This is a genomic window from Chryseobacterium sp. JV274 (genome assembly GCF_903969135.1).
Lineage (GTDB): Bacteria > Bacteroidota > Bacteroidia > Flavobacteriales > Weeksellaceae > Chryseobacterium.
On record NZ_LR824569.1, the window covers coordinates 4,899,039 to 4,911,506 of the forward strand.

The 12,468-nt window shown below is 37.8% G+C and carries 10 protein-coding genes; all 10 read right to left on the bottom strand.

Annotated elements, in window-relative coordinates:
• Nucleotides 1-109 precede the first annotated feature (109 nt).
• Nucleotides 110-475 carry a hypothetical protein gene (locus CHRYMOREF3P_RS22560; RefSeq protein ID WP_077414912.1) on the bottom strand — a complete coding sequence of 122 codons (366 nt, stop codon included), beginning with the start codon at nucleotides 473-475 and terminating at the stop codon, nucleotides 110-112.
• Nucleotides 476-908: 433 nt separating this feature from the next.
• Complete coding sequence (gene acs / locus CHRYMOREF3P_RS22565) at nucleotides 909-2,846, bottom strand: acetate--CoA ligase (RefSeq protein WP_262889626.1); 1,938 nt, start codon at nucleotides 2,844-2,846, stop codon at nucleotides 909-911.
• Between the two features lie 25 nt (nucleotides 2,847-2,871).
• A complete protein-coding gene (locus CHRYMOREF3P_RS22570) occupies nucleotides 2,872-4,758 on the bottom strand; it encodes an AMP-binding protein (protein ID WP_180565567.1) in 1,887 nt (628 codons plus the stop codon).
• Nucleotides 4,759-4,912: 154 nt separating this feature from the next.
• Nucleotides 4,913-5,272, bottom strand: a complete 360-nt coding sequence (locus CHRYMOREF3P_RS22575; RefSeq protein ID WP_077414904.1) for a response regulator transcription factor — start codon at nucleotides 5,270-5,272, stop codon at nucleotides 4,913-4,915.
• Between the two features lie 9 nt (nucleotides 5,273-5,281).
• A complete protein-coding gene (locus CHRYMOREF3P_RS22580) occupies nucleotides 5,282-7,984 on the bottom strand; it encodes an ATP-binding protein (RefSeq protein ID WP_180565816.1) in 2,703 nt (900 codons plus the stop codon).
• Complete coding sequence (locus CHRYMOREF3P_RS22585; RefSeq protein WP_180565568.1) at nucleotides 7,977-8,171, bottom strand: hypothetical protein; 195 nt, start codon at nucleotides 8,169-8,171, stop codon at nucleotides 7,977-7,979. The genes CHRYMOREF3P_RS22580 and CHRYMOREF3P_RS22585 overlap by 8 nt, the downstream gene beginning before the upstream one ends.
• 61 nt (nucleotides 8,172-8,232) lie before the next feature.
• On the bottom strand, nucleotides 8,233-8,460 hold the full coding sequence (locus tag CHRYMOREF3P_RS22590; RefSeq protein ID WP_034696261.1) for a DUF6814 family protein: 228 nt from the start codon (nucleotides 8,458-8,460) through the stop codon (nucleotides 8,233-8,235).
• A 43-nt stretch (nucleotides 8,461-8,503) separates the two neighbouring features.
• Nucleotides 8,504-10,084 carry an MFS transporter gene (locus tag CHRYMOREF3P_RS22595; RefSeq protein ID WP_180565569.1) on the bottom strand — a complete coding sequence of 527 codons (1,581 nt, stop codon included), beginning with the start codon at nucleotides 10,082-10,084 and terminating at the stop codon, nucleotides 8,504-8,506.
• 265 nt (nucleotides 10,085-10,349) lie between these two features.
• Entirely contained in the window at nucleotides 10,350-11,729 is a 1,380-nt protein-coding gene (locus CHRYMOREF3P_RS22600; protein WP_180565570.1) for a porin, read from the bottom strand.
• A 178-nt stretch (nucleotides 11,730-11,907) separates the two neighbouring features.
• A complete protein-coding gene (locus CHRYMOREF3P_RS22605; RefSeq protein WP_047383611.1) occupies nucleotides 11,908-12,324 on the bottom strand; it encodes a helix-turn-helix domain-containing protein in 417 nt (138 codons plus the stop codon).
• Nucleotides 12,325-12,468 lie beyond the last annotated feature (144 nt).

A 12,468-nucleotide genomic window follows, 5' to 3' on the forward strand; every position in this document is an offset into this window, starting at 1 on the left:
TTGTGCGCATGCCTATAATAAGACGAAAATACGAAATTTTTTAGTTTTTTCAAACATAAAAGATCCGCAGCATACACTGCGGATCTCCGGCTATTAGATTTTATATCGATTAGAATTTCACTTCAGAATTCATACCGTCACTTGACGTTTTGATTTTAATATCAGGGCTGTTATGGATTTCAGCTCTGTTTCTTGCGTCAATATACTTTTTAATGGTATCATAATTCGCTTCATTGATGTTCATGTTTTCAAATAAGTAGGATTTCAATGCTGCATTCTGAATAAACGCATTCCGGGCAAGATCAATCTGATTGATATCATTTACGGTAACACTTGCCAGATATTGGGAATTATGAGAACCACTATTAAGGTATACAATATAATCTGAGTTTTCAAATCCTGAATTCTCCAGATCATTTTCCAGTCTTTTGTAGTCGCTGTGATGATCAAATAGTCCAGCTAATATATGTGACATAGTTAATTGGTTTTAAAGTTATGACTAAAGTTAGTAATAATTTTCTGATTATCATTACGTTTAAGGTAATATAATTTGTTAATTAATATTCTGTTTTCAATAGACTTGGGCAATATTTGAGAATAATTATTGAACGGGTGTTTAATTTTAACAATTGAATAATGTCGAGTCTTAAAGAATCACAATAGTTGTGCTATATGTATTTGATCCCAAGTTTTTGATAGTTTTTTTGAGTTTCCTTATTCTATTTTTTGTCAATCCTTACATCATTTCAGTACCGGATATCATTAAGATTATATTGATCATTATAGTTATTAGTTTAATCCTAATTAAGATTAGCAAAACACATCGTAATTTTTGAAGCATTAAGAATACAATAAAAAGCCCCAAAAATAACTTCCGGGGCTTTCATTGGTTAAAAAATTAATTAAATTTAAATTCTTTCGTTTTTGATCTCCTCTACAATTTCAGGATTTAAAAGCGTACTGATATCTCCAAAATTACTGAAATCTCCCTCTGCAATTTTTCTCAGAATTCTACGCATAATTTTTCCAGAGCGTGTTTTCGGAAGTCCGGATACAAATTGTATTTTATCCAGCTTGGCAATAGGGCCGATCTGATCTGAAATCAGCTGGTTGATCTCTTTTTTCAGGTTTTCCTTATCACGTCCTTCTCCGGTTTCTTTAAGCGTTACATAGCCATACAGTGCATTTCCTTTGATGTCGTGCGGATAGCCTACAATAGCAGATTCTGCAACGGCAGGGTGCTGGTTGATACTGTCTTCAATAGGTGCCGTTCCAAGGTTGTGTCCGGAAACGATGATCACATCATCTACACGTCCGGTAATTCTGTAATAACCCACTTCATCCCTCAATGCGCCGTCACCGGTAAAGTATTTCCCAGGGAAAGCTGTAAAATATGTTTCCTTATACCGTTGATGGTCACCCCAGATGGTTCTTGCGATTCCCGGCCATGGAAAGCGGATGCAAAGATTTCCGGTCACCTGGTTGCCTGTAATTTCATTTCGTTTATCATCCATCAGGACAGGTTGTACACCCGGCAATGGGAGAGTGGCATAAGTAGGTTTCGTTGGGGTAACAAAAGGAAGTGGTGAAATCATGATTCCTCCTGTTTCAGTCTGCCACCAAGTATCCACAATCGGGCATTTTTTCTTTCCAACGTGATCATTGAACCAATGCCATGCTTCATCGTTGATAGGTTCACCCACGGAACCAATTACTTTCAGGGAGCTCAGATCATGTTTATCTACCCATTCTGCACTTTCTTTCGCCAAAGAACGGATGGCTGTAGGAGCGGTATAAAACTGAGTGATTTTATGTTTTTCAATGACTTCCCAGAAACGGTCCGGTTCAGGATAAGTAGGAACGCCTTCAAAAATTACGGTGGTAGCCCCATTTAATAAAGGTCCGTAAAGAATGTAGGAATGTCCCGTAATCCACCCGATATCTGCAGTACACCAATAAATATCATTTTCTTTATAATTGAATACATTTTTGAATGTATAAGCGGTATACACCATATAGCCTGCACAGGTATGAAGCATTCCTTTTGGTTTTCCTGTAGATCCTGAAGTATATAAAATGAAAAGCGGGTCTTCAGAATCCATAATTACGGTGACAAAATCAGAAGAAGCTTTCTCATACAAGTCAGCCATCCAGTGATCTCTTCCTTCTTTCATTTTAATCTCGTTGTGAGTTCTCTTGACTACAAGAACGTTTTCAACTGTTGGTGTTTTTTCCAAAGCATCGTCAACAATACTTTTCAGGTCAAGAACTTTATTTCCTCTGTAACTTCCATCCGATGTGATTACCATTTTTGCCTCACAGTCATTTACCCTTGAAGCTACTGCGGAAGCTGAGAATCCTGCAAAGATCACAGAATGTACTGCTCCCAGCTTTGCGCAGGCAAGCATTGTAATAGCCAATTCAGGGATCATGGGAAGATAAATACAGATTCTGTCTCCCTTTTTAATACCCATATCATGCAAAACATTTGCTGTTTTATTCACGCGGGTATATAACTCCTGATAAGAAATATGCTGTGCTTCTTCCTTTGGATCATTGGGTTCCCAGATGATGGCCGTTTTATCTCCTCTTACGGCAAGATGTCTGTCGATACAGTTTTTGGTAATATTCAGTTTCGCGTTTTTGAACCAGGTGATTTTAGCTTCATTCATATCGTACTTAACAACCTTGCTCCATCGTTGGTACCACACAAAATTTTGATCTGCTACCTTATCCCAGAATTTTTTAGGATTTTTGATAGACTTTTTATAATCTTCAAAATACTGTGGTAAATCTTCTATTAAGTAATTTCTCATATCCCTTTCGTTTTTGAAATTTGAATTTATTTTAAATTTATGTTTAATTTCTGGCTTAAGCCTTGTATTCCTTTATTTTTTCCTGAATTTCATCAATGATTTTCTCATCGTCAATGGTTGAAGGAATCTGGAAATCTTTTCCGTCTAGTAAAGTTCGGATCAGTTTTCTTAAAATCTTTCCGGATCGTGTTTTAGGTAAGCGTTTAACAACCATAGCATTTTTCAGAAAAGCTACCGCTCCAATTTTGTTGCGGACCATCTGAATGATATCTTTTTCAACATCTTCTTCAGAAATTGCTGATCCGTTTTTCAACACAAGAGTTGCAAAAGGAACCTGTCCCTTTAATTCATCATCAATACCTACCACAGCGCATTCTGCAACATCCGGATGTGAAGAAACTATTTCCTCCATTTCAGAAGTGGAAAGTCTGTGCCCCGCAACGTTGATCACATCATCCACTCTTCCTGTGATGAAAATATAACCGTCTTCATCCTGTATCGCACCATCTCCTGAGAAGTAGTAGCCTTTGTATTGAGAAAGGTAGCTGTTTTCAAAACGTTCGTAGTCTTTCCATATTCCAAGCATGGCTCCGGGGGGAAGAGGAAGTTTGATTACCAGATAGCCTTCGTGATGAGGATCGAGTTCCAGTCCGTTTTCATCAAAAATTTTAATGTCATATCCCGGAACAGGTTTTCCTGCGGCAGCTCTTTTGATCTGATAACTTTCATCATGAGTCAGCAATCCAAGCATGGGCCATCCTGATTCTGTCTGCCACCAATGGTCTATAGCCGGAACTCCGATATGTTCTGCAAACCAATCCAGAGTAGCAACATCACATCTTTCGCCCGCCAGAAACTGTTTTTTGAAATGGGTTAAATCGTATTTTTTTACCAGTTCTCCGTTCGGATCTTCTTTTTTGATTGCTCTGATAGCGGTAGGTGCAGTAAACATCACCGAAACCTTATATTCTGAAATGATTCTCCAAAACGTTCCTGCATCAGGAGTCATGATAGGTTTTCCTTCAAAAATAATAGTTGTATTTCTGTTGATTAATGGTCCGTATACTGAAAAACTATGCCCAACTGCCCATCCGAAATCTGAAGCAGCCCAATAGGTTTCTCCCGGTTCAACGCCGTAAACATACGTCATGGAAAATTTTAAGGCAGTTGCGTAACCTCCGGTATCACGAACAATACCTTTGGGCTTGCCTGTAGTTCCGGATGTGTAAAGAAGATAAAGCGGGTGGGTAGATTCCACAGAAATGCAGTCTGCCGGAGCTGATTTTTCAACCAGTTCTTCATAATCAATAAGTCCATCGAACATTTCATCCTGATTATCTACTAGTTTTCTGTTGTATACAACAATATGGTCTACTTTATCCTGTGCCAGTTCAATAGCTTTTTCAACCAGTGGGAGGTAGGGAATTCTTTTGGCAATTTCTACTCCAGCAGTGGCTGTGATTAAAACTTTTGGCTTGCAGTCGTCAATTCTGACCACAAGTTCGTGGGGAGCAAACCCTCCGAAAACCACATTATGAATAACCCCGATTCTTGCGCATGCCAGCATAGCAAAAAGAGTCTGAGGGATCATTGGCATATAAATAACCGCTGTATCTTCTTTTTTTAATCCTAAAGAAGCCAGCCCTCCTGCGAATTTTGAAATTTCCTTTTTCGCCTGATTGAAGGTATAGGTTTTCTTTTGACTGGTCACCGGAGAATCGTAAATGATAGCAATCTGATCTCCGCAACCGTCTTCAATGTGTTTGTCAATGCATAAGTAGCACATATTGAGCTTTCCATCGGAAAACCATTGTGGGTAGTCATTTTCGTCGTTAGTGAGAATCTGTGTAGGAAAATCAAACCATTGTATTTCTCCGGCCTGTTCTTTCCAGAAATCTTCTTTGTTCTCTATGCTTTGTTTAAATAGGGTGTCAGTATCCATGTCAATAGTCGTGTGTTTGTTTTTTTGCGTATTTTGTTATCCTTGTCAGGGTTTTAAAACCCTGACAAGGATATGACTGCGAGCCGAGGCGAAGCAATTTTTTAATACTCTTAATCCCTTTATGATATGAATCTTAATGGTTTAATTTTATACATTAAAACATCTCTTCAATCTGCTGCATCAGTTTCTTGATGGAGTAGGGTTTTGTGATGTAGGCATCGGCTCCCATTTCCAATCCTTTTTCAATATCTCTGGGGTTGTTTTTAGCACTCAGAAAGATGACTTTGGTATCTCTCAGTTTTTTATCCTGTTTTATGAGGTCCAAGGTGCTGTAGCCATCAAGATTTGGCATCATAATATCGAGAAGGATTACGTCCGGAACCATTGTTTTCAAAAAGTCAAGAACTTCCGTTCCGTCACGGGCAATATAAACATCGTATCCGTTTTTCTTAAAGCTGTATTCTAATGACATTAATATTTTGTGTTCGTCATCCGCAATGATTATCTTTCTCATAAGAAGGTTTTAATGGTGTTCAACTTCATCTGTAATCTCTTTTTTAGTTTTTTCAGGAATGCTTATGGTGAAAGTTACACCCAGTCCGCTGTTTTCTGCTTTTATACTTCCTCCGTGTGCCTGTACAATTTTTTTGGAAATGGCCAGTCCCAGTCCGCTTCCTGTAGGCTTTAAAATATTTTGGTTTTTCGATTGATAAAACTTGTCAAAAATCATTTCCAGATCCCCTTCCGGAATATGTTTCCCGGTATTGAAAATACTAATGGTCAGCTGTTGGTCCTTTTCAAATAATTTAGTCTGGATTGTTCCCTGTTCATCTGTAAATTTTAAGGCATTTCCCCAGATATTCTGAAACAGCTGAATCATTCTCGCTTCATCATATTCAAATATAAAATGATTCAGAAGATTAACTTCACTTAAATGAATATTTTTCTGCTGTATCAGGTGAAGAAGCGGATTTAATGCTTTTTTATAAGTTTCAATAATATTATTTTCCTGAATATGTAAAGAGATTTCACCGTGTTGTAATTTGTCCAGATACAAAATATCGTTGATAATTTCACTCAATCTGTCGGATTCTGTGATGATATTATTTAAAAATTCCTGTTTGATGTCAAAAGGAATATCGTCATCGTCAGCCAAAATCTCCCCGGCAGAACGAATGGCGGTGATCGGGGTTCTCAGTTCATGGGCAACAGAGTCCAGGAAATCATCTTTTTGGCGGTCTTTGATGATGAGGCTTTCATTGGCGGTTCGCAGATCGTCGGAAAGTTTTTGCAGTTCTTCGGACTGTTCGGTAAGCTTTTTATTTAAGCTGATGTTTTCTTTTGATTCTTCAAGAATGTTTAACACCTCTTTTAAAGATATTTTATCCTCTTTGGTTACCCCTTCGATTAATATTTTTGCTGAAGCTGTTCCAATTCTTCCGGCCAGAAGGTTTTCTGAAAATTTGATAAATCTGGAGTCGGCGGTTTCTGTTTTGGAATCAATATTATATTTTAAATTAAAAATTCTTAGGGCCTGCTCTGTTTTATTTTTGCCTAAAAAGCGTTCAAGAATATTCTGAATATCCGAAATATAAGCCGTTCCACGCCAGATAAAAGCATTTTCATGATTCTGAATGTATTTGTCAATATCCACATACAATTCGGCAAAGTTTCTTTCACGGTAATTCCCTTTAGAACTTACGGAAACAATAGTAAACAGACTCGTGTTTACCAGCATCGACCAGAAGAAAATCTGTGGAATTCTTCCCAGATAAGGAATTGTGAAAAACCCGAATGCATCATACAGATCTCTCAGTACTCCTTTAAGCTCCTGATTGTATGAAAAATAATACTGCGGGATGATCAATCCGAAATAACAGATTGCTAATCCTGCTATAAGACCTGTAACGGCACCTTTGTAACTTCCTCTTCTCCAGAATAAAGCTCCGAAAAATGCAGGTGCCAGCTGGGCAATGATAACGAATGAGATCAATCCTACAGAATCCAGTGAGGTCTTCAGAATGAAATACTTATAAAAAACAAAAGCCATGATGATCAGTCCGAAAATGCTGATTTTCCTGATATTGGTAATGCTTCTTGTGTTTTGTTCCTCACTTTCAGATTTTAATTTTCCAAGCAATCCATATGGGATAATAAGGTTGTTGGAAAGCATGATTGATAAAGTAATGGCTGAAATAATGATCATGGAAATACATGAGCTTAATCCCCCGAGAAAAACAAGCACAGTGATCAAGGTATTGTCAAAATGCTGCGGAATCAGGATAGAGTAGAACTCCGGGTTTACTTTCTGACCATCAAAAATCAGTCTTCCTCCCCAGGCAATCGGGAAAATAAATACGGTGAAGATTAAAAGATAAAGGGGGAAAAACCAAATCGCTGTTTTGATATGTTTTTCCTGTCTGTTTTCAACAATAGCGGTGTGAAACTGCCTTGGCAGGATGCAGATTGCTGTTGCGGAAATCATACACAAAATCATCCAGTTCATAGCACCCTCAATCCCGTTGAAGGTATTTTTTTCTTTAAAATCTTTAAACCTGCTGGCTTTCTCGTAGATGTCCGAAAATCCGTCAAAGGCATAATAGATTACGAAAAGTCCGAGAATGATAATAAAGAATAGTTTTAAAAAGCTCTCCAGTGCAATAGCTGAGATAATTCCCAGACGTTTTTCCGAAGCATCCACATATCGTGTTCCATAATAAGAGGAAAATAAGGCAATTAAAACCACCACAAAAGTAGCATTGTCAGTCAGGATATTTTTTGACATCGGAGTTTCCGTTACCAGATGGAAGGTTTCCGAAATAGCTTTGATCTGCAACCCGATATAAGGGACAATAGCCAAAAGACAAACCACAGTAATAATAGCACTCAGACTTCTGCTGTTTCCATATCTTAATGAGATGAAATCGGCAAGGCTGCTTATTTTATTAACCCTTGAAATCCTTACGATCCGGGTATTGATATAGATCCATGCCGGAATAATCATGATAGGACCAATGTAAATCGGCAGATAGTTTAATCCGCTTGTAGCTGCCACACCAATGCTTCCATAATACGTCCAGGCAGTACAATATACCGCAAGAGACAATGCGTAGATGTAAGGATTGTTGATCCAGAGCTTGCTCTTTTTCTTCTCTGCCAGGTGGGCAACTAAGAAAAGAAGAGCCAGGTAAAGCAGAACTACAAAAAATAATGCGAAACTATTCATCATGTCTTTTTACAATTACAAAAGAAATCACAATGGAAATCATCCAGACTACGAACAGATAGATAAGAATCATAGGATAGCCTAAAACCTCCTTTTCACTGTTGAAAAGCAATGAAATAGGAACGCTGAAAGCGATCATAAGACCTACACTCAATATGATAAGTTTTTGCTCGTGTCTCTTTTTCATAAATGATTATTGATAAAAGATAATTGATGAATGCAGCATCCATCAATTATCTATTTTGTTTTTAAATTTTATCGTCAGAATATTCTCCTTTCAGGGCATAGTAACCAAAAATGGCCATTCCGCCTGAGATAATCGGCATCAGTACAAAAAGGATAATAATACCAAAAACCAGATCTTCCTGTTTTCCGGATGCTATTTTGGGGATTCCCAATACTGTAATTCCGAAATATCCTACAATCACCGCAATTGCGATCCAGAGAATACCTAATATTTTTTTTAGTCCGTTCATTTTAGTAGTTTTAAAATTAATAAAAATCTGAGTGATTTAGTGCTTAATCGTGAAGATTATTGTTCTTATTTTTAAGATAGAATAATCCAATGATAAGACACACTGTGGCAACACCAATCGGATACCAAAGTCCCTCCAGGTACCATGTTGCGTGTCCGGCGTCTTTTCCGGTGGTTACCAGGTAAGTTGCTACTGCCGGAAGAAGTCCTCCGAATACTCCGTTTCCGATGTGATAAGGTAACGACATTGAGGTATAGCGAATTCTCACAGGGAACATTTCAACAAGGAAAGCGGCGATAGGCCCATATACCATGGTTACAAATATGACCTGAATAAATACAAGAAACACCAGATACCATTTCGTGTCATCGCTCAATTTTACAGAAGTTGATAATTTGGGTTCTTCTGCTTTTCCGTCTTTCATGACAATTCCTGCAGGCGACCAGTGAATGATACTGTCTTTTTTGATCAGAGTGCCATCCGTGTAAAGAGTTTCTTTATGGAAAGTGACCAGGCTGTCTGTAGCAATATCACTGTGGATTTTAGCAGTTCTTTTTTCAGTGATTCCATTGGCAGCAACGGTTTTGCTTTCAAGATTTACACTCTTGAACATGCTGTCGTAAATAGGTCTGTAAGCTAAAATAGCGACTAACATTCCGGTCATCATTACTGCTTTTCTTCCGATTTTATCAGAAAGCCAGCCGAAGAATACAAAGAAGGGCGTTCCTAAAAATAAAGCGGTAGCCATCAATGAATCCACCTGTGCAGATTCTACATTCATTACCTTTTGAAGGAAACTCATAGCGTAGAACTGTCCTGTGTACCAGATGACCCCTTGTCCCATTGCTGCTCCGAATAAAGCTAATAATACAAACTTGAAGTTGTATCTATTTCCGAAACTCTCTTTCAATGGGTTTTTAGATGTTTTTCCCTCACTTTTAGCCTTAGCAAAAAGAGGAGATTCTTTCATATTCTTTCTGATAACATAAGAAACTGCTACCATTAAAATAGAAATCCAGAAAGGAACCCTCCATCCCCAATTATCAAATTCTTCTGCCGAAAGGGTTGATTTTGTGATGAGGATAACAATCAGTGAAATGAAAAGTCCTGCCGTTGCAGTAGTCTGAATCCATGAAGTCCAGTAGCCTCTTCGATGAGGTTGGGCGTATTCTGCAACATAAGTGGCTGCGCCTCCGTATTCACCACCAAGGGCAAGTCCCTGAAGTAATCTTAAGATTAAAACTAAAACTGGTGCCATAAATCCAATAGTTTTATAACTTGGAATACAGCCGATCAGGAAAGTAGAAAATCCCATGATCAGTAAAGTGACAAGAAAAGTATATTTTCTTCCTATGATATCACCAAGCCTTCCGAAAAATAAAGCTCCGAAAGGTCTTACAACAAATCCGGCAGCAAAAGTTGCCAGTGTAGATAAAAATGCTGCGGTAGGGTTGTCTGCAGGGAAGAATTTAGTAGCTAAAACAATGGCTAAACTTCCGAAGATATAGAAGTCATACCATTCTATCAAGGTGCCGAGTGAAGAGGCGGTGATCACACTCCATATGGTGCGGTTTTTCTGCCTGTCGGTCATATTTTCGTAGCTTTCGTGATGATTTTCGCTCATATTGATTAGTTTTTGATGTTAATGGAATAGGATGTTAATTTGATTTTTTTAACCATTAAGGGCTTTAAATAATTAAGTTTAATGCTTTGGGACTATTTCAAAAGTGTCATTCTGAATGAAATGAAATGTAATGAAGAATCTCATGTGTGACTGGTTGTTAGTAAGATTCTTCCTTCGTCAGAATGACAAGAGTCAAATTATTTGAATTTTGGGAACGTATCCCTAATTCATCTTACAATCTTTATTATTCTTAATGGTTTGAATTTTACAAGTAGATTTGAAACTGTACAATAAATTCCCCTTTTGAAGAAGGGCTTTCCGTAGGGCTGGTATAAACTGGTCTTGTTGAATATTGGGTTGTGATTTTTGCATGATGCCCATCTATGAACCAATTGGCGCCTACATCAAACTGAGATGAAGATTTATCGAAAGCCTCAAAACTTTTATGGGTATAAGCTGCAAAAGGCTGTATTCTGATTTTTGGCTTTTCTGCCTGGCTTGGTAAGAGTAAACCTGCCTGTGCGTAGATAATATTACCTGTTCCGATAGTCGGCTGCAGGTTTCCTGGTCCTGCAATGGCTTTGTTTCCGATAAAATTAGGATCCGAAGCTGCAATATTCATTGTTCCAAGATTTCTTACATAGTTGGGACCAAAATTGTAGTTATAATATCCGGCATAGGCGGAAACTGCCATTTTGTTTTTTGCTTCTCCCAAAGGAATGTCTGCAAAAGCATCCACGGCAAAAAGAGTAATGTCATGCTTCTCAATGTTGGAGTTCACGGAAGTTCTTGTTCCGTCTGCCTGATGATAGAAACCTGCTCCTACATTGAAGACTTTCTTTGTTCCCAGATAAGATCCCACTTTGTATGGAAGTGTATTCGACTCCTCATCAAGGAACTGATATTCCACATATCCTGCCTTTGAAAAACTGGGATTTCCGTTGTTGTCTACCGCAATGGCTTTTGACGGATCTGTTACATTCACTGGGATGAGGTCTGTTGCGAAAGGTTTATTTAAGCTGAAACGGTACTCCAGTTTGCCATATTTTCCTTTTGCAAACATTCCCAACTGTCTTGCAAATTGGTCTGAGTTATCAATCAGTGGCCATGAAAAAACGGGAGAATCTAATGTGAGGAAATTGAGTGTAGAAGCCATAGTCATGCGGGAAAGTCCCATATAATAATGAAGCCCTGCTCCTAAAGATAAACTGAATTTTCCCGCTTCTCCAGGTAAAATAACTGCATATTCGTTCCATGCATCATGAAAAAATAACTGGGTTTTCTTTCCGTTTCCATAACCTCCTGTGCCGGAAGTACCTGTGGCTCCTCCATTGATGAAGGTCTGGTTGTTGATTCCGAAATGGAGGAGAATCATGTATCTTTTAGAGACCTGTGCATATGCTAAAGCACGTAATCGTCTGTTTCCTATGCTCCAGGAGTTGTCTGTGGGCTCGCCACCTACCATACTTCCGGGATTCATAGAGGTATTTCTCAGCCAAAGCTGGTCCCATAAAATAAAGCGGACGAATTTATCACCATCCGGATTGAGGTTTATTTTTAAGCCATTTCCGTAATCAGGAGAACCTTGAGAGTATACAGAGCTGCTGATTAAGACTGCTCCAATAAATGTAAGTGATTTCTTCATAAATTATCAATTTTTGGCGTTGTTTTTTGTGAATACCAAATTGTAATTAATAATTTAGTTACGAAAATTTAATATATATTAGTGGTAATAGTATAGTTATGACTGTACAAGGTTCTGAACCCCGGGATCCGGGGTTTTAATCTAAATTGTTTAAGTATCTCGTAACCTAGCATCCCGCCTACTTCTTAAACCTTTCCCACTTGATCAGCATATACTTATCAGCAAACTGAGTGATGATAATCCCGGAATTTTTAATGTTTTCCTCCTGCGCAATATAATCAATCAACTCATTTTGTTTCAGTATTTTATAAACAGGATGGAATTCAGAGTGTGGAGGTCTTGTGATGTTGTATTTTTTTATCCAGGAACTTATTGTAACATGGGAAACCCCGATAATTCTTTCGATTTCACGGTAACTTAAGCCTTCCAGGTACAGCTGAAGCGCCTTGGTAACATAATAGTCATCAATCTGTTTTCCCAGCTTTTTAACAGTGAAATAATATTTGCAGTCTTTACAGTGGAAGCGTTGCTTTTCATTGATGATGCCGCTTTTTACCACTTTGGTACTGTTGCATTTAGGGCATGTATTTTCCATAACTATATTATTTTAGCAAATATATAATAAATTAGCAAATATATATTTTTCAATAAAGATAATTTTACCTGTTTAAAATTTTAAAACAAAAAAAATATCTTTTTTATTTGGATTTAAAAGAAAATATATTTTAAATTTGCCAAA